We start from the raw sequence: 25,177 nt of genomic DNA on the forward strand, positions 1-25,177 counted from the left end.
AGGCTTACCTAAGTCAACTGGTTCCCGACATCCTGTCGGTAAAAGAGTTACCCGCCCACGCCCCTCGGAACCTCCTGGTCCTGATCTTCCTCGGGGCAGCTTTCCTCAGGGCAGTGTGAGGATTTCCGTCCCCGTGTCCGTCACCACCAGCGTGTGCTCGAACTGGGCGGTCCGCTTCCTGTCCTTGGTGACGACGGTCCAGCCGTCCTCCCACATGTCGTACTCGTGCGTGCCGAGCGTCAGCATCGGCTCGATCGTGAACGTCATGCCGGGCTGGATGACGGTCGTGGCGTGCGGGCTGTCGTAGTGCGGGACGATCAGGCCGGAGTGGAAGGACGTGTTGATGCCGTGGCCGGTGAAGTCGCGCACCACGCCGTAGCCGAAGCGCTTGGCGTACGACTCGATGACCCGGCCGATGATGTTGATCTGGCGGCCGGGCTTGACGGCCTTGATGGCGCGGTCGAGGGACTCGCGGGTCCGCTCGACGAGCAGCTTCGACTCCTCGTCGACGTCGCCGACGAGGTAGGTGGCGTTGTTGTCGCCGTGCACGCCGCCGATGTAGGCCGTCACGTCGAGGTTCACGATGTCGCCGTCGTTCAGGACGGTCGAGTCCGGGATCCCGTGACAGATGACCTCGTTGACCGAGCTGCACAGCGACTTCGGGAAGCCCCGGTAGCCCAGCGTCGAGGGGTAGGCGCCGTGGTCGCACATGTACTCGTGCGCGACGCGGTCCAGCTCATCGGTGGTCACGCCCGGCGCGATGTGCTTCGCGGCCTCTTCCATGGCGCGGGCGGCGATGCGGCCCGCGGTACGCATCAGCTCGATGGTCTCGGGGGTCTGCACCTCGGGTCCCGAGTACGGGGTCGGCGCGGGTTTCCCCACGTACTCCGGGCGCCGGATGGTGCCGGGGACGGAACGGTGGGGAGAGAGCTCCCCCGGAACGAGCAGTGACTGGCCAGACATGCCAGCGAGTCTAGCCAGCCGTCGTGGGGCAGCATGGCCTCAAGAGCGGTACCCGATCGGGGACGGAAGGAGCGGGGCATGGCGCTGTTCAAGAAGCGGACGGTCGGCAGGCCGGGCGAGTGGTTCTACTGCCTGGAGCACCAGAAGGTCGAGGAGGGCCCGGACTGCCCCGGCAAGGACCGCATGGGTCCCTACGGCTCGCGCGAGGAGGCGGAACGGGCGATGCAGACCGCCGCGGACCGCAACCTGGAGTGGGAGACCGACCCGAAGTGGCACGACAAGGGCGCCCGGGGCGAGGACGAGTAGGCGAGCGGGCGAAGAGCGGCCGGGGCCAGGCTCCTAGAGCGCGGCCGCCCGCTCCCCGGTCCGCTCCCGGCGCAGCTTCGCGTCCGGGTCGGTCGTCGCGTCGTACGAGATGAGCCGCGGCAGCACCGCCGCCAGGATGCCGACCGAGGCCACGCAGGCCAGGCCGCCCGACCAGATGGCGGGCCGGGTGCCGGTCCAGCCCGCCGCCGTGCCCGCGCGGACCTGGCCGAGCTGCGGGCCCACGCTGTACGAGAGCACCTCGATCCCGGCGAGCCGCCCCCGCAGCTCGTCCGGGATGGTCTGGTTCCAGATCGTGGAGCGGCCGAGCCCGCTCGCCATGTCCCCGGCGCCCGCGACCGCGAGGCAGCCGAGCACCACCCAGATGTTCGAGAGCCAGCCCGCCGCGGTGATCGCGAGACCCCAGCCCGCCGCCCCGAACACCACGAGCAGCCCGTGCCGCCGCACCCGCGAGGTCCACCCGCTGGTGAGGCTGAAGAGGAGCGAGCCGACCGCGCCCGCCGCGTACATCAGGCCGAGCGCCCACTTCGCGTCCAGGTCGTCCGCGAGGAACGGGAAGATCGTGTTCGGGAAGGCGAAGAACATCGCCGCCATGTCGATCGCGTACGTACCGAGCAGCACCGGCCGTGACCACGCGTACCGCGCGCCCTCCGCGAGCCCCTTCAGCGACGGCTTCTCCGCGTCGTGCGCGGCGGGCGCGGGGGAGAGGCGGGTGCACAGGAGCACGGACACCGCGAAGCAGGCGATCGTGACCCCGTACGCGGACGCGTGCCCGGCGTACGCGACGACCAGGCCCGCGAGTGAGGGGCCCGCGATGGCCCCCACGTTCCACCGCAGCGAGTTCAGCGCGGCGGCCGCCGTCAGCTGGTCGTGCGGCACGATCCGCGCCATCAGCGAGTCCAGGGCGGGGCGTTGCAGCCCGGCCAGTGCGGAGACGCCCGCCGCGACGACGTACAGCGGCCACAGCAGCGGCTCGGGCAGCAGCGCGTTCACGAGCAGGATGACGGCGAGCAGGCCCAGTGCCGCCTCGGTCAGGAGGATCACCTTGCGACGGTCCACGGCATCGGCGAGCGCGCCGCCGTACAGCCCGAAGACGATCAGCGGCACCAGCTCGACCGCGCCCATCGCGCCGACCGCGACCGGTGAGTCCGTCAACTCCTTGATCTGCAGCGGCAGCGCGACCATCGCCATGAAACTGCCGAAGTACGTGACGAGGCCCTGGACCCACAGCAACCGGAAGTCACGGGTGGATCGCCAGGGGGAGAGATCGGGCAGTATCGCGGAGAGAGGCACGAAAAGTCATGCTCAGCTCGGACCGGTGCGGCGGGCAACTTATTTTCCTCGCCCTCATCCGCTCACCATCGCGTCGGCGGCGGTGACGTCAGCTGGTCGGCGAGCCGGGACAGCCGGTCGCGCAGCCGTCTGCGGCCCCGCGCCTCGGGCAGTGCGTTCTCCCCGGCCGCCGCGCTCACCAGGTGCTGGACCGTGTCCAGGTCCAGGTCGGGGGTCTCGGGCACGGCGAGCACCTCGTGCGAGAGGGAGGCCAGGTCCCGGTCGCCCGAGTCCAGCGCGAGCACCGTCGCACCGGCCCGCCGCGCGTCGTGCACCCGCGTGAGCAGCTCCGCGTCCGGCGCGTCCGGCGCCACGACGAGCAGCGTCTCGCCGCGCCGCGCCGCCTCGATCCGGCCGAGGCCCGTCGACAGGTGCGCCGGGTCCGTGGCGAGGACCCGGTGCCGCACGAGCGTCGGGGTCAGCTCCGGCGTGCCCGACCAGGCCGCCTCGTCGACGAGGTGCGCGGCCAGGTGCCACGGCTCGTAGGCCGCCGTGCCCACGAGCAGCAGCCCGCCGCCGTGCGGCACGACGGAGGTCCTCAGCGTCCCCGCGAAACGACGGGTGGCTCCCAGCCACTCCGTCCCGGCGAGCACTTCGCGCAGCAGCGCGACCCGTACGGCATCCATGGGGTCGCATCCTCCAGCAACAGGACACTCGTCACCGGTAGTTCACGGGGATTTCCCCCGCGCAGGGGAAGGGCGGGGGATGACTGCTGAGACATCTGTTCCCTTCCGCGCGGGCCGCGAGGGATATGCGAGCTTCCGCATCCCCGCCGTCGTCATCAGCGCCGCCGGTACCGTCCTCGCCCTCTGCGAGGGCCGCGTCGGCTCCCAGGACGATTTCGGCAACATCGACATCGTCCTCAAGCGGTCCGCCGACGGCGGCCGCACCTGGGGCCCGCTCCAGATCGTCGGCAAGAACGGCGCCGACCTCGCGGGCAACCCCGCCCCCGTCGTCCTCGACACCGGACGCCTCCTCCTCGTCCAGGTCAGGAACGCCGCCGCGGCCACCGAGGAGGCCATCCGCCGCGGCCAGGTCTCCGCGGCGGCAGGACGCCGCGTCTGGGTGCAGCACAGCGACGACGACGGTCTCACCTGGACCGCGCCGCGCGAGATCACCGGCCAGGTGAAGAAGTCGAACTGGCGGTGGTACGCCACGACACCCGGGCACGCCCTGCAGCTGACCACGGGGCGGGTGCTGGTCCCCGCCAACCACTCCCTGCCGCCCGCGGGGACGGACAACGGCACCGAGGGGAAGTACAACGGCGGGCACTGCCTGCTCAGCGACGACGCGGGCGCGACCTGGCGCATCGGCTACATCGACGACAACACCAACGGCTACATCAACGTGAACGAGACCACCGCCGCCGAACTCCCCGACGGCCGCGTCTACTTCAACACCCGCAACGACTCCCCGGCCCCCGGCACCCGCGGCGACGCCCACTCGCACGACGGCGGCCGCAGCCTGGCCAGACCCTTCCGCCCGCAGGCCGGGCTCACCGGCCCCGTGGTGGAGGGCAGCGTCCTGCAGCTGCGCGACCCCGACGTGCTGCTCTTCTCCGGCCCCGCCGACCCCGGCTTCCGCGCCCTGATGACCGTGCGCCGCTCCACCGACGGCGGCACGACCTGGCAGACCGCCCACACCGTCGACGGGCTCCCGGCCGCGTACTCCGACCTCGCGCGCCTCGACGCGGACACCGTCGGACTGCTCTACGAGACCGGGGACTTCAGCGCGTACGAGACGATTGCCTTCCGGCGGATACCGGTGGCGGAACTGGCATGACGCACGGATGTCCGAACATCCCGTACGGCTGAGTAAGGTCGCCGTATGACCTCTACCGACAGTGTGCAGAAGGCCCCCGCCAAGGACCCCTGGGAGCTGCCCGACGTGTCCGGGCTCGTCGTCGGCGTGCTCGGCGGCACCGGCGACCAGGGGCGGGGGCTCGCCTACCGGCTGGCCCGCGCGGGCCAGAAGGTGATCATCGGCTCCCGCGCCGCCGAGCGGGCGCAGACCGCCGCCGACGAGCTCGGCCTCGGCGTCGAGGGCGCGGACAACGCGGAGTGCGCGCGGCGCAGCGACATCGTGATCGTCGCCGTGCCGTGGGACGGCCACGCCAAGACCCTCGAATCGCTGCGCGAGGAGCTGAGCGGCAAGCTCGTCGTCGACTGCGTGAACCCGCTCGGCTTCGACAAGAAGGGTGCGTACGCCCTCAAGCCCGAGGAGGGCAGCGCCGCCGAGCAGGCCGCCGCGCTGCTCCCCGACTCCCGCGTCACCGCCGCCTTCCACCACCTGTCGGCCGTGCTGCTCCAGGACCCGGCCATCGAGGAGATCGACACCGACGTGATGGTGCTCGGCGAGAGCCGCGCCGACACCGACGTGATCCAGGCCCTCGCCGCCCGCATCCCCGGCATGCGCGGCGTCTTCGCGGGCCGGCTGCGCAACGCCCACCAGGTCGAGTCGCTGGTCGCCAACCTGATCTCCGTGAACCGGCGCTACAAGGCGCACGCGGGGCTGCGGGTCACCGACGTGTAGGGCGGGTGGGGGCGGGGGTGGGTATAAGGGACACTGGACGCGTACGTCTGCACGCTTCAGTCGACAGGAGCCGACCCCCATGCCCCGCCTCGCCGTGTACGCCCTCGTCGTCTGCGCCCTCGCCGTCGCCGCGGCCGTGATCTCCTTCATGCAGGGCAGCTGGCTCGGCATCGTGTGGGTGCTGCTCGCCGGGCTCTCGTCGAACATGGCCTGGTTCTACCTGCGGCGGGCCAAGGTGCAGCGGGACGCGCAGCGGGCGGCCGCCGCCCGCCCCGAGGCGTCCGCTTCGTAACGCGCTCGCCGCCGGGACCCGGTCAGCTGCCGGGGATCTCCTGGGAACCCTCCCAGAAGCGGTACAGCTCGTGGCCCCAGTAGGTGTCCCATTCGGTGACGCCGAGGGCGCGCAGGATCGCGTCGATCGCGTCGAAGAAGGCGCGGTTGACCTCCGGGATCCACAGGATGACGAAGACGGCGATCAGCCCGAACGGCGCGAACGGCTCCACCTGGCGGCGGATCCTGTGCGACAGCCAGGGCTCGATGACGCCGTACCCGTCCAGGCCCGGGATGGGCAGGAAGTTCAGGATCGCGGCGGTCACCTGGAGCAGGGCCAGGAAACCGAGCGCGTAGCGGAACGTGTCGGGGACGCCGTCCAGGGCGTCCAGCCAGAACGGCGCCGTGCAGACGACGGCGAAGAGCACATTGGTCAGCGGGCCCGCCGCCGAGATCAGGCTGTGCCGCCAGCGGCCCCGGATGCGGCCCCGCTCGATGAAGACGGCGCCGCCGGGCAGGCCGATGCCGCCCATGATCACGAACAGCACGGGCAGCACGATGCTGAGCAGCGCATGCGTGTACTTGAGCGGGTTGAGGGTCAGATAGCCCTTCGCGCCGATGGAGATGTCGCCGCTGTGCAGGGCGGTGCGCGCGTGCGCGTACTCGTGCAGGCAGAGCGAGACGATCCAGGCGGCCGTCACGAAGAGGAAGACGGCGAGCCCCGGGTTGTCGGCGAAACCGGTCCAGGCGGCCCAGCCGGAGACCGCCGTGACGGCGGCGATCCCCAGGAAGACGGGGCTGATCCGCCGGTCGCTGCGGCGGATGGGGGTGCTGGTCATGGGGTGGGGCTCTCCTGGGATGTGGCGGCGGCGGTCGGCCGTGCGGCGGCCGGGCGTGCCGACCGTACCCCGCGCTTCCGGGCTCGAAGCGAAAACGTCTCGCACGCGCCACCGAGTTCCGGGGAGGGTGGAGACATGACGCTGTGGAACGTGATGTATCAGGACTGGCAGATGGAGTGCTGCGGAAAGCCGTTCCGCGTGGGCGAGGAGATGACGTGGCAGCTCCTGGTCGACCCGGCCGTGCGGGGGCCCGAGTGGGCCGCGGAACTCAGCGGGATCGAGGGTCCTGTGGAGTCGGCGGGCGGCGGGCCCGTCGTGTGCTCGGGCGGGGTGACGGTGCCGTGGCAGGGGGACGGGGGGTGGCCTCCGCGGGCGCTGTTGACGGGGCTGCTCTCGGTGGAGCGGCACGGGGGGAAGTGGCCGCCGACGGTGGGGGTGGTGCGGGGCATCCAGGTGGTCGGCCAGGGCTTCGTGGCGGACAGCGCGGTGCCGGGGAAGCGGCGGCTGCGGGCGGTGGACGCGTGCCCGAAGTGGTTCGAGCGGGTGGGGAGGGCGACGGCGGGGGCGGCGCTCCGGTGGGAGGAGACGGGGGTGCTGGTGTCGCTGGAGGTTCGGTGAGATGGGCGACGATGGCGTCCCGGGCGGTGTGCGCCCGGCGTTCGCCGGTGGGTGCGGGGCCGTCGGGCGTGTGCTGAGCGGGGGAGAATGAGACAGTGCGATATTGCGTTCTGGGGGCGGCCCGAGCCGCTCGCCCCGATGGAAGTCCCGTTGCCGTCGGCGGCGCACGTCTGCGTGCCCTCCTGACGGCGCTCGCCCTGCACCCCGGCCGCCCGGTCCCCGCCCAGGCGCTGGTCGACGACGTGTGGGCGGGCGAGCCGCCCGCGGACGCGAGCGGCGCGCTGCAGGCGCTGGTGGGGCGCCTGCGCCGGGTCATCGGCGCGGACGCCGTCGCCTCTGCGGACGGCGGATACCGGCTCCGGGCGCACCCCGACGACGTGGACGTGTTCCGCTTCGACCGCCTGGTGGGCGAGGGCACCCGCGCCCTCGCGGACGGCGACCCGGTGAAGGCGGCCGAAGCCCTGGACGACGCGCTCGCCCTGTGGGCCGGCGAGCCCCTCGCCGACCTCCCGGAACGCACCGCGGACGCCGCCCGCTGGCGGGCCCGCCACCTCGACGCCCGGCGCGCCGGGATGGCCGCGGCCCTCGCCCTGGGGGACGGCGAGCGGGTGCTGCCCGAGCTCGCCGAGCTGTGCGCCGCCCACCCCCTGGACGAACCGCTGCAGGCCCTGCGGCTGCGCGCGCTGCGCGCCACGGGCCGCGCCGCGGAGGCCCTCGCCACGTACGAAGGGGTGCGGCGCGGCATCGCGGACCGGCTCGGCGCCGACCCGGGGCCCGAACTCCGCGCCCTGCACGAGGAGTTGCTGCGGGAGCCGCCCGCCGCCCCCGTGCGGGAGCGCGCGCCGGGAAACCTCCGTGCCCGGCTCACCTCCTTCGTCGGGCGCGAGGCCGACATCGACGCGCTGCGGGACGACCTGGCGAAGGCGCGGCTCGTGACGCTGCTCGGACCCGGCGGCGCCGGGAAGACACGGCTCTCGCAGGAGGCCGCCGAGGCCGTCGCCGGGGGCCTCCCGGACGGCGTGTGGCTGGCCGAGCTCGCGCCGGTCGAGGACCCCGCGGACGTCCCCGCCGCCGTCCTCACCGCACTCGGCGCCCGCGAGTCCGTGCTGCGCGGCGCGGGCGCCGAGGAGATGCGGGCCATGTCGGAGCGGCACGGCGAGGACCCGGCGGCCCGGCTCGTCGAGCACTGCGGCGCGCGCCGCATGCTGATCGTCCTCGACAACTGCGAGCACGTCGTCGAGGCCGCCGCCCACCTCGCCGACGAGCTCCTCGCCCGCTGCCCGGGGGTGACGGTGCTCGCCACGAGCCGCGAACCCCTCGGCGTACCGGGCGAGTTGCTGCGGCCCGTCGAGCCGCTGCCCGAGCCGGTCGCGCTGCGGCTGTTCGCCGAGCGCGGCGCCGCCGCACAGCCGGGGTTCACCGTCGAGGGGGATCCGGCGGCCGCCGCCGAGATCTGCCGCCGCCTCGACGGCCTGCCGCTCGCCATCGAACTCGCCGCGGCCCGCCTGCGGATGCTCACCCCGCGCCAGATCGCCGACCGCCTCGACGACCGCTTCCGGCTGCTCACCAGCGGCGCCCGCACGGTCCTGCCCCGCCAGCAGACCCTGCGGGCCGTCGTCGACTGGTCCTGGGACCTCCTGGACGAGGCCGAGCGGACGGTCCTGCGCCGGCTCTCCGTCTTCGCGGGCGGCTGTGATCTGACCGCGGCGGAGGAGGTGTGCGCGGAAGCGGGTGGCCTGCACGACGTCGCGGACCTGCTCGGGTCGCTCGTCGACAAGTCCCTGGTCGTCGCCGCGCCTTCGCCGCTGTCCGACGGCGGCATGCGCTACCGGCTCCTGGAGACCGTCGCGGAGTACGCGGGCGAGCGGCTCGACGAGACGGGCGGCCGGGCCGCCGCCGAGCGGGCGCACCTCGTGCACTACCGCGAGCTCGCCAGGACCACCGACCCCCAGCTGCGCGGCCACGGGCAGCACGCCGCCGTGGAGCGGCTGGAGACCGAGTACGAGAACCTGCGCACCGCCCTGCGGCACGCGGTCGCCGCACAGGACGAGCAGGAGGCCCTCTGCCTCGTCCTGTCCCTCTCCTGGTACTGGCAGATCCGCGGTCTGCGCGTGGAGACCCGCAACTGGTCGCGCGACATCACGGCCCTCGGCCCCGACCCCTTCGCCCCGCCCGTCGCTCCCGCACCCCCGCTGTACGAGTCGTGCACGGACGCGCCCCCGCCGATGAGCCCCGAGATGCTCGTGGAGGCCCGCCGCGAGGTGCACCTGCTCCTCCTCTCCTGCATGGAGATGGACATGGTCGACTGGCAGTCGCCCGCGTCGGCGACGAAGCTGGAGGGCATCAGGCGCGCGTACCGCCCCGGCCTCCCGCAGACCTGCCGGACACCCGGCAACCTCTGGTTCTTCGCCGTGCTGCTCGGCGGCGGCATGGAGGAGCTGCGGACCACCCTCGCCGAGACGGTCGACACCTGCCGCGCCCTCGGGTACGAGTGGGAGCTCGCCGCCGCCCTCCAGACCCGGGCCAACATCCTCGCCAACCGCACCGACTGGGCGGGCGACGCCATCCGCGACGCGGACGAGGCGCTGCAGGGGTTCCAGCGGCTCGGTGACGTCTGGGGCATCGCCGAGGCGCTCGCCGCACGGGGCGAATCGCATGAGCGGCGCGGCGAGTTCGCGGCGGCCATGGAGGACTACGAGGCCGCGGTCGGGTACGCCGAAAAGCTCGGCGCCCAGAGCCAGGTGGCCCTGCTCAAGGCCCGGCTCGGCTCGATCCTGACGGACTCCCCGGCGCAGCGGGACCTCTTCGACAGGGGTGAGGCGTTGCTGTGGGAGGTCCTCGAAAACCCCGGACGGCACGGTGCGGGCGACGCGATGCCCGCCGCCCGGCTCTTCCTCGCCCTGGCGCTGGGCCGCGTCCGCCGCCTCGACGACGCGCGCGAGCAACTGCGGCGGCTGCGCGAGGAGTTCAGCGGCATCGGATACGCGATCTTCGACAGCTCCGTGCTCGGCATCACCGCCTGGCTGGACGCGCTGGACGGGCGGCACGCCGAGAGCCTCGTGGGGGCGTGCGGGGCCTTCGAGAAGGCTCTCGACCCGCTGTCGCGGATCGTCGCTCCGCAGATGGTCTCCGTCCATCTGTCCGTCGTCGCCCTGGCGTCGGCCGGGTACGGCGAGCGGGATCGCGCGTACGACGCCGCACGGCTGCTCGCGCTCGCGGACCGGGAACTGCCGCCGGGGCACTTCGCGAACACGATGGAGCGGGAGATCCGCGCGGAGGCGGAGCTGCGGTCCCGCGCCGTGCTCGGGGACGACGCGTACGAAGCGGCGTACGCGAAGGGCGGCGGCCTCGCTCTGGAGGAGGCCACCGCCCTGTGCACCGCGTGGGCCGAAGCGGCCCGGTGATCAGTTCTTCGTGCGGAACTTGTGGATCGCGATCGGCGCCATCACCAGTGTGAGCGCCACCGACCAGCCGACCGTCACCCACAGGTCGTGGGCGACGGGCCCGCCGACCATCAGGCCGCGCGCGGAGTCCGCGAGCGCGGAGAGCGGGTTGTAGTCGGTGAAGCCCTGCAGCCAGCCCGGCATCGACTTGGTCGGCGCGAAGATCGACGAGCCGAACTGCAGCGGCATCAGGACCAGGAAGCCCATCGCCTGCACGGACTGGGCGCTCTTCATCGAGACGCCGAGGACCAGGAAGATCCACATGATGGACGTGCCGAAGAGCGCGGAGAGGCCCACGGCGGCGAACAGGCCGCCCCAGTTCGTGATGTCGAAGCCCACCAGGACGCCGACGATCATCATGATCGTCGTCGCGATGAGCAGCCGCATCAGCTCCACCACGATCTTGGCGAAGAGGACCGAGCCCTGGCCGATCGGCAGGGTCTTGAACCGGTCCATGATGCCGTTCTGGAAGTCCTGGTTGAAGCCGGTGCCGACGGCCATGGCGATGTTCATGCTCATCATCGCCATCATGCCCGGCACCACGTACTGCACGTACTGGTCCTGACCGCCGCCGAGCGCCTGCCCGATGGAGCCGCCGAAGACGTACACGAACAGGAGCGTGAAGACGATCGGCATCAGGACCGCGTCGAACATCGACTCCGGGTCCTGCCGGATCCACAGCAGATTGCGGCGGACCAGCGCGCCGGTGTGCCGGACGTGGCCGCGCAGGCCGATGTGGGCGTCCGCCTCCTGCTTCTTGAGGGGGGCCGTGAGTGTGGTGGCGCTCATACGGCGACCTCCTCGAGTTCAGTGGGGCGGGCGTCCTGGGGGGCACTGGCCTTCTGGCCGGTGATGGACAGGAACACCTCGTCCAGGCTGGGCAGTTCGGTGGCTATCGAGCCGATCGTGATGCCGCGCGCGGTGACCGCGCCGACGACGGCGGTCAGCTGCTCGTCGCTGAGGATCGGGACGAGGACCGTGCCGGTCTCGACGTCGACCGACGAGGTGGCGAGGCCGGTCAGGCCCAGGTCGTCGAGGGCGTTCGCCAGCGGGCTCAGCTCCAGCGGGTCGGCCGGGCGGATGCGCAGGGTGCGGCCGCCGACCTTCGCCTTCAGCTCGTCGATGCCGCCGTTGGCGATGACCTTGCCGCGGTCGATGACCGTCAGCTCGGAGGCCAGCTGCTCGGCCTCCTCCATGTACTGGGTGGTCAGCAGCACAGTCACACCGTCGCCGACCATGCGCTTGACCTCGCTCCACACCTCGTTGCGGGTGCGGGGGTCGAGGCCGGTCGTCGGCTCGTCCAGGTAGAGGACGGACGGGCTGCCGATCATCGACGCGGCGAGGTCGAGGCGGCGGCGCATACCGCCGGAGTACGTGCTCGCGGGGCGCTTGGCCGCCTCGGTGAGCGAGAACCGCTCCAGGAGGCCGTCGGCGCGGGACCTGGCCTCCTTGCGGGACAGGTCGAGCAGCCGCCCGATCATGTAGAGGTTCTCGCGGCCCGACAGCTTCTCGTCCACCGCGGCGTACTGACCGGTGAGGCCGATCACGCGGCGGAGCTGGCGGGGCTGGCGGACCACGTCGTACCCGGCGACGAGGGCGGAGCCCGCGTCCGGGGTGACGAGGGTGGACAGGCAGCGCACGAGGGTGGTCTTGCCCGCGCCGTTGGGCCCGAGGACGCCGAGGACGGTGCCCTCGCGCACGTCGAGGTCCACGCCGTCCAGTGCTTTGGTCTCGCCGTAGTGCTTGACCAGTCCCCTTACGGTGACCGCGCTCCCTGCGCCGCCGGGGTTCATGTCGATTCGCTTCATGACCTCAAGATGTCAGAGGCCACCGACAAACCACCGACATCCCACCGACAGGCGCCCCGACATGCGGTGGACGGCCACCCGCAGAAAGAGCGGCAGCCCGTCGACGGGGGAAGATCGACGGGCTGCCGTGGTGCCGCATTGGACTCAGGCGGTCATCGGTGGACCGCGTGCTCGGGTGCCGGGAACGCGCCGCCCACGACATCCTCGGCGAACGCCTTCGCCGCGCCCGCCATGACGTTGCGCAGCTCCGCGTACTGCTTCACGAAGCGCGGCATCTTCCCGCCGGTCAGGCCCATCATGTCCGTCCAGACCAGGACCTGCGCGTCGCAGTCGGAGCCCGCGCCGATCCCGACGGTCGGGATGTGCAGGGAGCGGGTGACCTCGGCGGCGAGCTCCGCGGGGACCAGCTCCAGGACGACCGCGAACGCGCCCGCGTCCTGCGCGGCCTTGGCGTCGTTGAGGAGCCGGTGGGCGGCCTCGTCGCCGCGGCCCTGCACGCGGTAGCCCATGGTGTTCACGGACTGCGGGGTCAGGCCGAGGTGGGACATGACGGGGATGCCCGACTGGACCAGCAACTCGGTCTGGGCGAGGGAGCGTTCGCCGCCCTCCAGCTTGACCGCGCCGACGCCCGCCTCCTTCACCAGGCGGGTCGCCGACCGGAGCGCCTGTACGGGGCCCTCCTGGTACGAGCCGAACGGCAGGTCGCCGACGATCAGGGCACGGTTCGTGCCCCGGACGACCGCCGCGGACAGCATGGTCATCTCGTCGAGGGTGACGGGCACGGTGGTCTCGTACCCGAGGTGGCAGTTGCCCGCCGAGTCGCCGACGAGCATCACGGGGATGCCCGCCTCGTCGAAGACGGACGCGGTCATCGCGTCGTAGGCGGTCAGCATGGGCCACTTCTCGCCGCGCTCCTTGGCGGCGGTGATGTCGCGCACGGTGATGCGCCGGGTGCCCTTGCCGCCGTACAGCGCTTTGCTGCTGTCGGGGCTCTGCGGGGCGTCGGTGCTCTTCTGGGCAGCCGAGAGCTGCGTCATCGCAACGGCTCCTTCTGTCATCTCGAGGCGCCCTGACGGCGTCCCCGGATCACCTCCATGGTGGCACCACGTGCCGGTCCGGGGCTAGGGGGCTTCTGATGGATCTCCGCGGAAGGAGGAGCGGCGTTCGGTGCGTCCTCTCGGTGTGCCGGGCGGAAGTCCTCGTAGCGGAGCTACTAGGGCTTTTGCCCGGTGCGGCGAGAGGGCGTGCCGGGCGTCGCGACGCCGCGGAGATCCATCAGAAGCCCCCTAGTGCGGTGCCTTGTGATGCCGATCGGGTAAAGCGCGTCTATACCGTTCGGCAAGGATTTCCAATACGAGACGGTCTCGTATCGAAATAGATTTACGCTGTTCGCATGTCTTCCCCCGCCATGCCCGCCCCGCCCCGCATACCGGAAGCCGTCCACCGGCGCCGGTGGGCGATCCTCGGGGTGCTGATGCTCAGCCTGCTGATCGTCGTACTCGACAACTCGATCCTGAACGTCGCCATCAAGACGATCTCCACCCCCGAACCGACCGGCCTCGGAGCCACCCAGAGCGAGCTCGAATGGGCGATCAACGCCTACACGCTCGTCTTCGCGGGCCTCCTCTTCACCGCGGGCCTGCTCGGCGACCGGCTCGGCCGCAAGAAGGTCCTGCTCGGCGGCCTCGTCGTCTTCGGCATCGGATCGGCGCTCGCCGCGATGTCGGGCTCGCCCGTCCAGCTCATCGCCTTCCGCGCGGTGATGGGCCTCGGCGCGGCCTTCGTGATGCCGGCCACCCTCGCCGTCCTCATGAACGTCTTCGAGCGCGAGGAACAGCCCAAGGCCATCGGCATCTGGGCGGGCGGAGTCGGCCTCGCCATCGCCATCGGCCCCATCACGGGCGGCGTTCTGCTCGACCACTTCTGGTGGGGCTCGGTCTTCCTCATCAACGTACCGATCGTGATCGTCGCCCTGGCCCTGATGGCCTGGCTGGTGCCCGACTCCCGCGACCCCGCGCCCGGCCGCATCGACCTCTTCGGCGTCGCGCTCTCCGTCGTCGGCCTGGTGCTCCTCGTCTACGGCATCATCAAGGGCGGCCAGCTCGCCGACTTCACCGACCCGGCCGTGCTCGGCACCGTCATCGCGGGCCTCGTCGTGCTGATCGCCTTCGTGCTGTACGAGAAGCGCAGCGACCATCCCTCCATCGACATCACGTACTTCAAGAACCGGGTGTTCTCCGCGGCGATCGCCGCCATAGCACTGGTCTTCTTCGCGCTGATGGGCGTCACCTTCTTCTCGGTCTTCTACACCCAGAGCGTGCGGGGCTACTCGCCGCTGCAGACCGGCCTCCTGATGCTGCCGCTGGCCGTCGCCCAGCTCATCTTCGCGCCGCGCGCCCGCCTCGTCGTCGACCGCTTCGGCGTACGGGCCGTGTGCACCGGCGGACTGCTCCTGCTCACGGCGACCCTGGCCGCCTTCACGCTCCTCGACGCCGACACCCCGATCTGGCTCCTGGAAGTCGTCTTCTTCCTGATGGGCACCGGCATGGCGCACGTCATGACGCCCACCAGCGTCGTGATCATGCAGGCCCTGCCGCGCGAGAAGGCCGGTTCCGCGTCCGCGCTGAGCAACACCTTCCGGCAGGTCGGCGGCGCCCTCGGCATCGCGGTCCTCGGCTCCGTGCTGTCCACGGCGTACCGCAACGGGATCGAGGACAAGCTGACCCTGCTGCCCGAAGGGGTGCGGCACACCGCGGGCGAGTCCATCGAAGCGACCCTCGGCGTCGCCGCGAAGCTCGGCCCCAGGGGCGAACCCCTGGTGTCCGCCGCCAACGACTCCTTCCTGCACGCCATGCACGTCACGGCGCTCTGCGGCGCGGGCGTCGCCGTGCTCGGCGCGCTGGTCACCTTCCTCTTCCTGCCGGGACGGACGCCGCAGGACGCCGGGCCGCGGGAGGAAACGGACGAGGCGGTCGGCGCCGCCGGGCGCTGAGGCAGAATCGGCCCGGCGGTCGGCCGGGGGGCCGGCGTGGAGAGAGGGAGAGACGACGTGATCCACAAGCGCGTGCGTGTCGCGGACGGCGATGACGCGGCGGAGGTGACGCCCCTCGTCAGGAGCGGCCGGGGACGGCCCAGGAGCGAGGCCGTGGAGCAGGCGATCATCGAGGGCGTCGTGCGGCTCCTGGAGGACGGCGTCTCCCTCACCGAGCTGTCCATAGAGCGGATCGCCCGCACCGCCGGTGTCGGCAAGGCCACCATCTACCGCCGCTGGGACGGCAAGGAGGCACTCTTCGTCGACGTCATGCGCGCCTTCGAGGAGCCCGACCCCGAGCGGCCCGGCACCTCGATGCGCGACGACCTCGTCTGCATCCTGGAGAGCCTGCGCCGCCGCGGCCTGACCATGCGCTCATCGGCCCTGCTGCACAACGTCTTCGCACAGATGAAGGCCCTGCCCAAGCTGGCGGAGGCGTATCAGGAGACGGTCGTCGCGCCCCGCCGCCGCATCATCCTCGACGTGCTGCGGCAGGGCGTCGCCGACGGCGAACTGCGCCCGGACATCGACCTGGAGATGGCCAACGACCTGTTCGTGGGGCCCATGCTGCTGCGCACGATCCTGCGGCCCGGCGCACCGCTCGACGACCACCTCGCGGAGCGGATCGTCGACACCGCACTCGAAGGTCTGCGGCCCTCCGCGCGCTGACTCGCAGTTATGCGCATTTCGTCACAGAGAAAGCCCTCCGCCGCTGATCAGGAACCCGTCGCGGCGCCCCGTTCGTCCTGGTGCCTGTACGGCCGTCGTGGACGGCAGGGACGACACCGGATCATCGCCTAGGGTTTCAGGGGCGGGACAGACGGTGGGCACGGCAGGCAGTGAGGCGACGAGAGCATGGCGCAGGCGTATATGACGGAGACGGGCGACGGCGGCTCGGGCCCCGAGCGTCCGGGATCCCGGTTCCGCCGCCTGCTGGAAGGCTGGCGGGGCGACCCGAACTTCTGGCGGCGCGGGCTGGTCACGGCGGGGATCGCGATCTTCCTCGCGCTGGTGATGCTCTTCCACGCGCAGATCCCGAACAACGTGGGCAACCTCGGCTCGCTGACCGAGACCTTCCTGCCCTGGCTCGGCCTCTTCATCCCGGTGCTGCTGGTCGTCGCGGTGGTCCGCAAGTCCGCCACCGCGCTCATCGCCCTGCTGCTGCCCGTGATCATCTGGACCAACTCCTTCGGCGGGCTGATCACCGGCAAGTCGGGCACCGGCGGCGACCTCACCGTCGCCACGCACAACGTGAACGCGGACAACCCCGATCCGACGGGCACCGCCCAGGACGTCGCGGCCTCCGGCGCCGACGTGGTCGCCCTCGAGGAGCTCACGCCGGACGCCGTGCCCGTGTACGAGAAGGCGCTCGCGGGCGAGTACAAGTACCACGCGGTCAAGGGCACCGTCGGCCTCTGGAGCAAGTACCCGCTGTCCGACACCCGGCCCGTCGACATCAAGCTGGGCTGGGTCCGCGCGATGCGCACGACCGTGACCACGCCCAAGGGCGAGGTCGCCGTCCATGTCGCGCACCTGCCCTCGGTGCGCGTGAAGCTCGACGCGGGCTTCACCGCCAGCCAGCGCGACGACAGCGCCGACGCCCTCGGCGAGGCCATCGCCGACGAGAAGATCGGCAAGGTCATCCTGCTCGGCGACCTGAACGGCACGATGAACGACCGCGCGCTGAACGCGGTCACCTCGCAGCTGCGGTCCACGCAGGGCGCGGCGGGCGACGGCTTCGGCTTCAGCTGGCCCGCGTCGTTCCCGATGGCGCGCATCGACCAGATCATGGTCAAGGGCGTCGAGCCGGTCTCCTCCTGGACGCTGCCGGAGACGGGCAGCGACCATCTGCCGATCGCGGCGCGGGTCGACCTCTCGTAGTAACGCCCGCGTCGTCGTAACGCCCGCGTCGTCCGTACGTGACCTCGCTGACCCCTGACTGATCCGCCCGCACGGAATACTCGGTGCGCGGGACTTTGTTCCGCAAGTAAACTTACGGGTTCTCTGTCACTCCGCACCGCTCCTGTTTCCGTGGAAGGTACTTCTTCATGCCCCTGGCCCTGCTCGCCCTCGCCGTGGGCGCCTTCGGCATCGGCACGACCGAGTTCGTGATGATGGGCCTGCTGCCCAACGTCGCCGACGACCTGGACATATCCCTCCCCGTCGCCGGACACCTGGTCTCCGCGTACGCGCTCGGTGTCGTCATCGGCGCCCCGCTGCTCGCCGCCGTCACCGCGAAGCTCCCGCGCCGCCGCGTCCTCATCGGCCTCATGGTGCTCTTCGTGGTCGGCAACGCGCTCTCGGCGGCCGCCCCCGACTACCACCTCCTGATGGCCGCGCGCTTCCTCTCCGGACTGCCGCACGGCGCGTTCTTCGGCGTCGGCGCGGTCGTCGCCACCGGGCTCGTCGGCCCCGAGCGCAAGGCCCGCTCGGTGTCCCTGATGTTCCTCGGCCTGACCGTCGCCAACATCGTGGGCGTGCCGGTCGGCACGGCGATGGGACAGCAGCTCGGCTGGCGTGCCACGTTCCTCGCGGTGAGCGCCATCGGCCTCGCGGCCATCGCCGCGCTCGCCCTCCTGGTCCCCGCCGACCACGGCCACGGCGACGCCACCGGCCTGCGCGGCGAGCTCCGGGCGCTGCGCAGCGTTCCGGTCTGGCTGGCGCTCGGCACGACCGTCGCCGGATTCGGCGCGCTGTTCTCGGCGTACAGCTACATCACGCCGATGCTGACGGACTCGGCGGGCTACGCGGAGTCCAGCGTCACGCTCCTCCTGGCGCTGTTCGGCGTGGGCGCGACCGTGGGCAACCTCCTGGGCGGCCGCCTCGCCGACCACTCCCTGCGCGGCACGCTCTTCGGCGGGCTCATGGCCCTCGCCGTGGTCCTCGCCCTCTTCCCGCTGCTCATGAGCGCCGGGTGGAGCGCGGCGGTCGCGGTCTTCCTGCTCGGCATGGCGGCCTTCACGACGGGCTCGCCGCTGCAGCTCATGGTCATGGAGAAGGCGGCCGCGGCCCCGTCCCTGGCCTCCTCCGCCAACCAGGGTGCGTTCAACCTCGCCAACGCGGGCGGCGCCTGGATCGGCGGCCTCGCCCTGGCGGCGAACCTCGGCGTGACGTCTCCCGCGGTGACGGGCGCCCTCCTCGCGGTCCTCGGCCTCGCGGTGGCCGGGGTGGCGTACGTGGTGGATCTGCGCCGGGGGCCCGTGGCGGGCGTGGAGCGGGTGGTGGCGACGGGCACGCCGTCGCGGGAGCCGTCGCACCACTGAGCGACGCCGCCTCGCTGAGGCGGTCTTCCTCCGAACCGATCTGCCCCCTGTCGCCACACGGCGGCAGGGGGCAGATCGCGTCCGGACGTACCGGTCAGCCGGTCGCGGACTCACGCCAGCGGTTGGTGATGGGCAGTCGGCGGTCCTTGCCGAAGCCCTTCGCGGAGATCTTCGTCCCCGGCGGGTACTGGCGCCGCTTGTACTCGGCGGTGTCCACCATCCGCAGCGTCTTCGTGACCAGTTCCCGGTCGTAGCCCGCGGCCACGATCGTGTCGGCACCCTGGTCCCGGTCGACGTAGAGCTCCAGGATCGCGTCCAGGACCGGGTAGTCGGGGAGCGAGTCCGTGTCGACCTGGTCCGGGCGCAGCTCGGCGCTCGGCGGCTTGCTGATGGAGTTCTCCGGGATCGGCGGCGTCTGCCCCCGCTCCTGCGCCGCGCGGTTGCGCCACTGGGCGAGCCGGAAGATCGACGTCTTGTAGACGTCCTTGATGGGGCCGTACGCGCCGACGGAGTCGCCGTAGAGCGTCGAATAGCCGACCGCCAGCTCGGACTTGTTGCCGGGCGCGAGCACGATGTGCCCCTCCTGGTTGGAGAGGGCCATCAGCATCGTGCCGCGCAGCCGCGACTGCAGGTTCTCCTCGGCGAGACCGGTGAGGCCGAGCGAGCCCATGTAGGCGTCGAACATCGGCGCGATCGGTACGGTCCGGAAGTTCAGGCCGGTGCGCCGCGCCAGCTCCTCCGCGTCGCCGATGGAGTGGTCCGACGAGTAGCGGGACGGCATGGCCACGCCGTACACGTTCTGCGCGCCGAGCGCGTCGCAGGCGATGGCGGCGGTGATCGCGGAGTCGATGCCGCCGGAGAGCCCGATCAGGACGCTGCTGAAACCGTTCTTCGCGGCGTACGCGCGCAGCCCCACGACCAGCGCCGAGTACACCTCCTCGTCGTCGTCGAGCCGCTCGGCGTACCCGCCGGTGAGCTCGCCCTCGTACGCGGGAAGGGGCTCCTCCGACAGCGTGACGTGCTCGATGCGCAGCCCGTCGTCCACGGTGCCGGACGGCGGCACGGGCGCGGCGGCCGGCAGCTCCAGGTCCAGCACGATGCAGCCCTCGGCGAACTGCGGGGCGCGCGCGATGACGTCGCCGTCCTTGTCGACCACGATCGAGTCGCCGTCGAAGACCAGCTCGTCCTGCCCGCCGATCATCGCGAGGTAGGCGGTGGTGCAACCGGCCTCCTGCGCGCGCTTGCGCACGAGCTCCAGGCGCTGGTCGTCCTTGTTCTGCTCGTACGGCGACGCGTTGATGGAGAGCAGCAGCCCCGCCCCCGCGCTGCGGGTCGCCGGTACGCGGCCGCCGTCCTGCCAGAGGTCCTCGCAGATGGCGAGCGCGACATCGACGCCGTGCACGCGCACGACCGGCAGCGTCTCGCCCGGCACGAAGTAGCGGAACTCGTCGAAGACGCCGTAGTTGGGGAGGTGGTGCTTGGAGTAGGTCAGGACGGCCTCGCCGCGGTACAGCACGGCGCCCGCGTTGCGCGGGGCCCCGGCGGGCTGGCCGAACTTCGGCTTGGCCTCCTCGGTGCGGTCGAGATACCCGACGACGACCGGCAGCTCCCCGAACCCCTCGTCCCGCAGCCGCACGGCGAGCGCGCGCAGCGCGTCCCGAGAGGCCTGGACGAAGGACGAACGCAGGGCGAGGTCCTCGACGGGGTACCCGGTCAGCACCATCTCGGGGAACGCGACGAGATGCGCCCCCTGCTCGGCGGAGTGCCGGGTCCAGTGGACGACCGCCTCGGCGTTCCCGGCGAGATCGCCGACGGTCGAGTCGATCTGATTCAGAGCGAGGCGTAGTTGAGGCACGAATTCAGTGTAATCGTCAGAGCGACGCGATGGCCTGTCGGGCGGGTCACCTCAAGGGGCCCGACCAGCTCTCGCTGTCGTACGCGAGTACGCCGGGCTCGACCTGGACCTTCAGGGTGCGTACGGCGTCGGCGGGGAGACTGACGGCGTACGTGGCGACGGACTGCTTGCCGGGCTGCAGCTGTCCGGCGAGCTCCCTCGGCAGATCACCGTCGAAGACCTTCTCCGCCTCGGCGCCGTCGGCGTCCTTGAAGGTGACGGTGGTCAGATCCAGATCGACCGACTTGTCCGAGCCGTTGATGACGGTGATCTTGACGGTCAGGGCCTTCTTGCCCTGGGCGTGGCCCAGCGCGTAGGGGCCCGGCTGGTAGGGGGCGGGCCGGGCCACGGTCACCTTCACACCGTCGTCGTACGCAAACGTCTCCCCGAACCGCAGGGTGCCGGAGCCGCTCTCCGTGCGATGTCCGGACGGCTCGTCGGTCGTGATCGACGACTCCTTCTTGCCGCCCGTGCTGTGCAGCTCGTCCACCGCGTCGTTGACGGCCGAGACGGTGATGGCGAGCCCGATGACCGCGAGGATCGCGGCGACCGCACCGAGCGACGTGCCCCAGATCGCCACGCCCTTGTTGTCGGCCTGGCCCTTGCGGGCGCGCCCGATCCCGACGCAGCCGAAGACCAGCGCCAGGACGGCGAGGACCCCCGCGGCCCAGAACAGCAGCGGAATCAGCCCGCACAGCACGCCGATGATGCCGAGCACCAGGGACGCGACACCGAGGCCGTTGCGGAGCGGCTGCGGAGGTGGCTGCGGCTGGGGCTGGGGCTGGGGCGGCCGTTGCCCCCATTGGGGTGGTGGGGGAGAGGCGCCGGGCGTGGTCATGGCAGGGCCCCTTCGGGAAGGGGCAGGTCAGGTGGCGGCCTGCGGGGGTTATGCGGACATTGTCCCTCTTTCTTTCGAGAGTGCCCACTTTTGCGGGGAGCCCGGGTGGTGCTCCCGGACGGGTGTCCGGGAGCACCACTCACACGCTCCGGCCTGCGGAAATACCCGTCAGGCGCGGTAACCGAGCACCGTCATCATTCCTGCCTCCGCGTGGTACACGTTGTGGCAGTGGAGCATCCACAGGCCCGGGTTGTCCGCCTCGAAGTCCACCGACAGGCTGCCGTTCGGCAGGATGATCGCCGTGTCCTTGCGGGGGCCGCCGCGGACGCCCGCCAGGGCGAAGGTGTGGCCGTGCAGGTGGACGGGGTGCCACATCGTGGTCGCGTTGGCGAAGGTCAGGCGGACCCGCTCGCCCGCGCGGACGGGGTGGCGCTGCCCCGGGGAGTAGGGCTTCTTGTCGAAGGCCCAGTCGTACTTCGCCATGCCGCCCGTCAGGCGGATCCTGATCGTGCGGTCCGGCCTGCGGGAGGGCAGGGCCACGGATGCGTGCGACCGCAGCTTGTCCGCCGTCAGGAGGCGGCCCGTCAGCTCGCCGGGCCGTGTCGACGACGTCGGCGGGGCACCGCCGCCCGTGCGCAGCACCGCGAGCGCCGCCGCCTTCTTGCCCTCGGCCAGCGCGGTCAGCGGGAAGACGCCGTCCTTGGCGGTGACGACCACGTCGTACCGCTCGCCCATGCCGAGGAGCAGCGCGTCGGTCTTCGCGTGCCGCACGGGGAAGCCGTCCGTGTGCGTCACCGTCATCTCGTGCCCGCCGAGCGCCACGCGGAACGCCGTGTCCCCGCCCGCGTTGATGATGCGCAGGCGGATGCGGTCGCCGGGGCGGGCGCGGAACTGCGAAGGCGCCTTGGCCGTGCGCCCGTTGATCAGGTAGTGCGGGTAGGCGACGTCGCCCGCGTCGCCGCCGAGCAGGTCGCTCTTGGCGCCCATCATCATGCGGGAGGGGCCGGTTGGTGTGGTCGGTGTGGGCGGCGTGTTCGTCGCTTTCATCGGGCTCGACATGTTCGACATGTCGTGGCCGCCGTGGCCCCCGGAGTCGTCGCCTCCCATGTCGTGGTCGGCCATGCCCTTGCTCAGCTCCGCGAGCACGCCGTCCGGGGTCGATCCGTCCACTCCGTCGACCCAGTCGTCGAGGACGATCACCCACTCCTTGTCGTACTTCAGGGGCTCCCTGGGGTCCTCGACGATCAGTGGCGCGTACAGACCGCGGTCCTGCTGGGTGCCGGAGTGGGGGTGGAACCAGTACGTCCCCGGGTGCGGCACCGCGAAGCGGTAGGTGAAGTCGGAACCCGGCTTCACGTCCTGCTGGGTGAGGCCGGGGACGCCGTCCATGTCGTTGCGCAGGGCGATGCCGTGCCAGTGCAGGGACGTGGCCTGCGGGAGGTGGTTGGCGAGGGTGAGGGCGAGGGTGTCGCCCGCGGTGACGCGGACCTCCTTGCCGGGGAGCCGGTCCCCGTACGCCCACGTCCTGACCGTGGGGCCGCCCAGGTCGAGCTTGGCTGCCACGGCCGTCAGCTTCACCTCGCGGGTCCTGCCGCCCCGGCCGCGCTTCTTCTCGGCGGCCGCGACCTCCTTGCCCGCCGGGTCCACATAACCCCCGGGTCCCTCGGATCCGGACGCCCCGCCCCGGCCGCCATGACCGCCGTGGCCGCCCGCGTCCGTGTCGGAACAGGCCGTCAGGATTCCCGTCCCCGCGACCGCGGCCGCGGCGCCGAGCACGGAGCGCCGCGAAGGGACGCGCGGAGAAGCATTTTCACGCATGACTGTTTTACGCATGACTGAGTGACACCTCGTCGTGTGGTGCGTACAGATGGGCGCGTCCGCTGCTTCTGGTCCACCGCTCGACACCCGCAGGTTCCCACCAGGACCCCACGAGCTCCGCGGGCAGCACGAAGCAGCCGGTGCGCAGGCCTAAATGCGCAGCACCGACAGCTGGGCGAGGAGTATCCGGGGTGGCGGCGGGTTGGGCCGCAGGGCGTGCAGGAGCCGTCCCGGCGAGGGCAGCTGGGCGAGCGTCCCACCCGGCCGCAGCAGCCCGGCCCGCACCAGTACGAGGAGCGTGAACGCGCCGAGCACCGCCAGGCACACGGACAGCGGATCCATCGCCATCCCGCCGTGCGAGTCGGGGGCGGGAGTGGAAGCGGAGGTGGGTGCGGCAACGTGTCCGGGCGAGGTCGTACCGGGCTCGGACGAGGTCGCACCGCGCTCGTGCGGCGCTGTACCCCGCTCGTCCAGCGCCCGCGCCCCGCCCATGCCGTGCCCCATCGCGGACGACACGGTGCCGGACCCGGCGGACCGGGCCGCCCCACCCTCATGCCCGCCCGAGGGATGCCCCAACGTATGCATCGTCACGATCCCGAGCAGCAGCGCGGCGAGCAGCAGCAGCCGCCCGTGACCCGTGCCGTTCCTCGTCGTCGCCATGCGGCGAACCCTACCCCCGCCGGGTATCCGGCGACATGCGGACCCCCACCGCTCCGACGATCATGAGCGCATGACGAACACGGACGAACCGGTACAGACCGGTGCGGGGAGCCTGCCGGAGCCGGACCCCGCGATTCCGCGGCAGTTCATCTCCTGGGTGACGCTCGCCCTGATGACCACCGCGTCCGTCGCCAGCCTGCGCCCCTCGCCGTCGATGGCCATCTACGGCCTGGCCGCGGTCTTCCTCTATCTCCTGCCCGCCGTGGTCTTCCTGCTCCCCACCGCCCTCGTCGGCGCCGAGCTCGCCTCCGGGTGGTCCGGCGGCATCTACAGGTGGGTGAGCGAGGGGCTGGGCAAGCCGCTGGGGTTCGTGGCCGTGTGGTGCCAGTTCGCGATGACCATCGCGTACTACCCGAGCCTGCTCGCCTACGTGGCCTCGACGTTCGCGTACGTCATCCATCCGAGCCTCGCCGAGAACGGCCCCTACGTAGCGATCGTCATCGTCGTCATCTACTGGACGGGCGTCTGGATCACGTGCCGGGGGACCAGGACGGTCGCCGGGCTCTCCTCCCTGGGGCTGATCATCGGCACCCTCATCCCCGGTGTCGTCCTCGTCGTCCTCGGCATCGTCTTCCTGGGACAGGGCAACGCGTCCGCCGCACCCATGAACCCCGACCACTGGCTGCCCCCGTGGACCGGCCTCGCCAGCCTGGTGCTCATCGTCAACAACTTCCTCTCCTACGCGGGCATGGAGATGAACGGCGTCCATGTCTCGTCGCTGCGCCATCCCCGCGCCGAGTACCCGCGCTCGATCTTCCTCGCCACCGGCCTCGTCCTGCTGATCTTCATCCTTCCGGCCCTGGCCATCAGCTGGGTCATGCCGTCGGAGGAGCTCAGTCTCACCGCCGGTCTGATGCAGGCCTTCCAGGCCTTCTTCGACCACTTCCACGTCGGCTGGATGACGAAGGTCGTCGGGATCATGCTCGTGATGGCGGCGCTCGGCGGCATGCTCACCTGGCTCGCGGGGCCCGCGAAGGGGCTGGTGACGCTCGCCCGGCAGGAGGGCTATCTGCCGCCGTTCCTGCAGAAGTTCAACAAGGCGGGCGTCCCGCGCAACATCATGATCGCGCAGGGTGTGGTCACCACGCTGATCGGCGTCCTCTACGCCTTCAGTGACGACGTCTCCAGCGCGTACTGGATGTTCTCCGTCATCACCGTGCAGATCTACCTCATCGCGTACCTGCTGATGTTCGTGACCGTCGTGCGGCTGCGGGCGTCGCAGCCGCAGGTGCCGCGCGGCTTCGTGGTCCCCGCGGTGAAGGCCGTCGCGGCCGTCGGCTTCGTCGCGTCGCTCGCCGCGCTCGCCATCGGCTTCGTGCCGCCCGACCAGTTCGGCAAGGGCCCGCTGTGGCGCTATCTGCTGATCGTCGGCGGCGGACTGCTCGCGCTCGGCGTCCTGGCGCCCGCCGCCTTCCTCAAGTACCGCAAACCCGGCTGGATCCACCCCGAACACAGGGCGACACATGCGACGAAATAGCGTGTAC

At 71.6% G+C, this 25,177-nt stretch carries 22 protein-coding genes; 11 read left to right on the top strand and 11 right to left on the bottom strand.

Features of this window, described 5'->3' with window-relative positions:
- Positions 1 to 105: 105 nt before the first annotated feature.
- On the bottom strand, positions 106 to 963 hold the full coding sequence (map, locus tag ABZV77_RS36005; RefSeq protein WP_356266444.1) for a type I methionyl aminopeptidase: 858 nt from the start codon (positions 961 to 963) through the stop codon (positions 106 to 108).
- A gap of 78 nt (positions 964 to 1,041) precedes the next feature.
- Between map and ABZV77_RS36010 the strand changes: the two genes are divergently transcribed.
- A complete protein-coding gene (locus ABZV77_RS36010) occupies positions 1,042 to 1,269 on the top strand; it encodes a hypothetical protein (protein ID WP_356266446.1) in 228 nt (75 codons plus the stop codon).
- Positions 1,270 to 1,302: 33 nt separating this feature from the next.
- Here the strand turns inward: ABZV77_RS36010 and ABZV77_RS36015 are convergent, their stop codons facing one another.
- Both ABZV77_RS36015 and ABZV77_RS36020 read right to left on the bottom strand, forming a co-directional pair.
- Positions 1,303 to 2,580 carry an MFS transporter gene (locus ABZV77_RS36015; RefSeq protein ID WP_356266448.1) on the bottom strand — a complete coding sequence of 426 codons (1,278 nt, stop codon included), beginning with the start codon at positions 2,578 to 2,580 and terminating at the stop codon, positions 1,303 to 1,305.
- A 62-nt stretch (positions 2,581 to 2,642) separates the two neighbouring features.
- The gene (locus ABZV77_RS36020) at positions 2,643 to 3,245 is read right to left on the bottom strand and encodes a hypothetical protein (protein ID WP_356266450.1); all 603 of its coding nucleotides are present in this window, start codon (positions 3,243 to 3,245) and stop codon (positions 2,643 to 2,645) included.
- A 79-nt stretch (positions 3,246 to 3,324) separates the two neighbouring features.
- On the opposite strand from ABZV77_RS36020, the gene ABZV77_RS36025 reads away from it, so the two are divergent.
- The 3 genes from ABZV77_RS36025 (at position 3,325) to ABZV77_RS36035 (ending at position 5,443) form a co-directional block, all read left to right on the top strand.
- Positions 3,325 to 4,401 carry a sialidase family protein gene (locus tag ABZV77_RS36025; RefSeq protein WP_356266452.1) on the top strand — a complete coding sequence of 359 codons (1,077 nt, stop codon included), beginning with the start codon at positions 3,325 to 3,327 and terminating at the stop codon, positions 4,399 to 4,401.
- A gap of 45 nt (positions 4,402 to 4,446) precedes the next feature.
- Positions 4,447 to 5,151: an NADPH-dependent F420 reductase gene (gene npdG, locus ABZV77_RS36030; RefSeq protein WP_356266454.1), complete on the top strand. Its 705-nt coding sequence runs from the start codon at positions 4,447 to 4,449 to the stop codon at positions 5,149 to 5,151.
- Positions 5,152 to 5,230: 79 nt separating this feature from the next.
- Positions 5,231 to 5,443, top strand: a complete 213-nt coding sequence (locus ABZV77_RS36035; RefSeq protein WP_356266456.1) for a hypothetical protein — start codon at positions 5,231 to 5,233, stop codon at positions 5,441 to 5,443.
- A 22-nt stretch (positions 5,444 to 5,465) separates the two neighbouring features.
- Here ABZV77_RS36035 and ABZV77_RS36040 read toward each other — a convergent pair whose 3' ends face one another.
- Positions 5,466 to 6,260: a site-2 protease family protein gene (locus ABZV77_RS36040; RefSeq protein WP_356266458.1), complete on the bottom strand. Its 795-nt coding sequence runs from the start codon at positions 6,258 to 6,260 to the stop codon at positions 5,466 to 5,468.
- A 135-nt stretch (positions 6,261 to 6,395) separates the two neighbouring features.
- Between ABZV77_RS36040 and ABZV77_RS36045 the strand changes: the two genes are divergently transcribed.
- Both ABZV77_RS36045 and ABZV77_RS36050 read left to right on the top strand, forming a co-directional pair.
- On the top strand, positions 6,396 to 6,878 hold the full coding sequence (locus ABZV77_RS36045) for a DUF6578 domain-containing protein (RefSeq protein WP_356266460.1): 483 nt from the start codon (positions 6,396 to 6,398) through the stop codon (positions 6,876 to 6,878).
- A gap of 95 nt (positions 6,879 to 6,973) precedes the next feature.
- Complete coding sequence (locus ABZV77_RS36050) at positions 6,974 to 10,282, top strand: BTAD domain-containing putative transcriptional regulator (RefSeq protein WP_356266462.1); 3,309 nt, start codon at positions 6,974 to 6,976, stop codon at positions 10,280 to 10,282.
- Here the strand turns inward: ABZV77_RS36050 and ABZV77_RS36055 are convergent, their stop codons facing one another.
- The 3 genes from ABZV77_RS36055 to panB form a co-directional block, all read right to left on the bottom strand.
- Complete coding sequence (locus tag ABZV77_RS36055) at positions 10,283 to 11,110, bottom strand: ABC transporter permease (protein ID WP_356266464.1); 828 nt, start codon at positions 11,108 to 11,110, stop codon at positions 10,283 to 10,285.
- On the bottom strand, positions 11,107 to 12,129 hold the full coding sequence (locus ABZV77_RS36060) for an ATP-binding cassette domain-containing protein (RefSeq protein WP_356266466.1): 1,023 nt from the start codon (positions 12,127 to 12,129) through the stop codon (positions 11,107 to 11,109). The genes ABZV77_RS36055 and ABZV77_RS36060 overlap by 4 nt, the downstream gene beginning before the upstream one ends.
- A 152-nt stretch (positions 12,130 to 12,281) precedes the next feature.
- Entirely contained in the window at positions 12,282 to 13,166 is an 885-nt protein-coding gene (gene panB / locus ABZV77_RS36065; RefSeq protein ID WP_356266468.1) for a 3-methyl-2-oxobutanoate hydroxymethyltransferase, read from the bottom strand.
- 356 nt (positions 13,167 to 13,522) lie between these two features.
- On the opposite strand from panB, the gene ABZV77_RS36070 reads away from it, so the two are divergent.
- The 4 genes from ABZV77_RS36070 (at position 13,523) to ABZV77_RS36085 (ending at position 18,423) form a co-directional block, all read left to right on the top strand.
- Positions 13,523 to 15,121, top strand: coding sequence for an MFS transporter (locus tag ABZV77_RS36070; protein WP_356266470.1), 1,599 nt, complete (start codon positions 13,523 to 13,525; stop codon positions 15,119 to 15,121).
- Between the two features lie 105 nt (positions 15,122 to 15,226).
- Positions 15,227 to 15,829, top strand: coding sequence for a TetR/AcrR family transcriptional regulator (locus ABZV77_RS36075; protein WP_356266624.1), 603 nt, complete (start codon positions 15,227 to 15,229; stop codon positions 15,827 to 15,829).
- A 186-nt stretch (positions 15,830 to 16,015) separates the two neighbouring features.
- A complete protein-coding gene (locus tag ABZV77_RS36080; protein ID WP_356266472.1) occupies positions 16,016 to 17,041 on the top strand; it encodes an endonuclease/exonuclease/phosphatase family protein in 1,026 nt (341 codons plus the stop codon).
- A gap of 167 nt (positions 17,042 to 17,208) precedes the next feature.
- Positions 17,209 to 18,423: an MFS transporter gene (locus tag ABZV77_RS36085; protein ID WP_356266473.1), complete on the top strand. Its 1,215-nt coding sequence runs from the start codon at positions 17,209 to 17,211 to the stop codon at positions 18,421 to 18,423.
- Between the two features lie 94 nt (positions 18,424 to 18,517).
- On the opposite strand, the gene ABZV77_RS36090 is transcribed toward ABZV77_RS36085, so the two are convergent.
- The 4 genes from ABZV77_RS36090 to ABZV77_RS36105 form a co-directional block, all read right to left on the bottom strand.
- On the bottom strand, positions 18,518 to 20,278 hold the full coding sequence (locus tag ABZV77_RS36090) for an NAD+ synthase (RefSeq protein WP_356266475.1): 1,761 nt from the start codon (positions 20,276 to 20,278) through the stop codon (positions 18,518 to 18,520).
- A 46-nt stretch (positions 20,279 to 20,324) separates the two neighbouring features.
- The gene (locus ABZV77_RS36095) at positions 20,325 to 21,155 is read right to left on the bottom strand and encodes a DUF4190 domain-containing protein (RefSeq protein ID WP_356266477.1); all 831 of its coding nucleotides are present in this window, start codon (positions 21,153 to 21,155) and stop codon (positions 20,325 to 20,327) included.
- Between the two features lie 168 nt (positions 21,156 to 21,323).
- The gene (locus ABZV77_RS36100; RefSeq protein WP_356266478.1) at positions 21,324 to 22,988 is read right to left on the bottom strand and encodes a multicopper oxidase family protein; all 1,665 of its coding nucleotides are present in this window, start codon (positions 22,986 to 22,988) and stop codon (positions 21,324 to 21,326) included.
- 135 nt (positions 22,989 to 23,123) lie between these two features.
- Positions 23,124 to 23,633: a hypothetical protein gene (locus tag ABZV77_RS36105; RefSeq protein ID WP_356266479.1), complete on the bottom strand. Its 510-nt coding sequence runs from the start codon at positions 23,631 to 23,633 to the stop codon at positions 23,124 to 23,126.
- A 70-nt stretch (positions 23,634 to 23,703) separates the two neighbouring features.
- Between ABZV77_RS36105 and ABZV77_RS36110 the strand changes: the two genes are divergently transcribed.
- Positions 23,704 to 25,170, top strand: a complete 1,467-nt coding sequence (locus ABZV77_RS36110; RefSeq protein WP_356266481.1) for an APC family permease — start codon at positions 23,704 to 23,706, stop codon at positions 25,168 to 25,170.
- Positions 25,171 to 25,177 lie beyond the last annotated feature (7 nt).

The organism is Streptomyces sp. NPDC004732 (assembly GCF_040609235.1).
Taxonomy (GTDB): domain Bacteria; phylum Actinomycetota; class Actinomycetes; order Streptomycetales; family Streptomycetaceae; genus Streptomyces.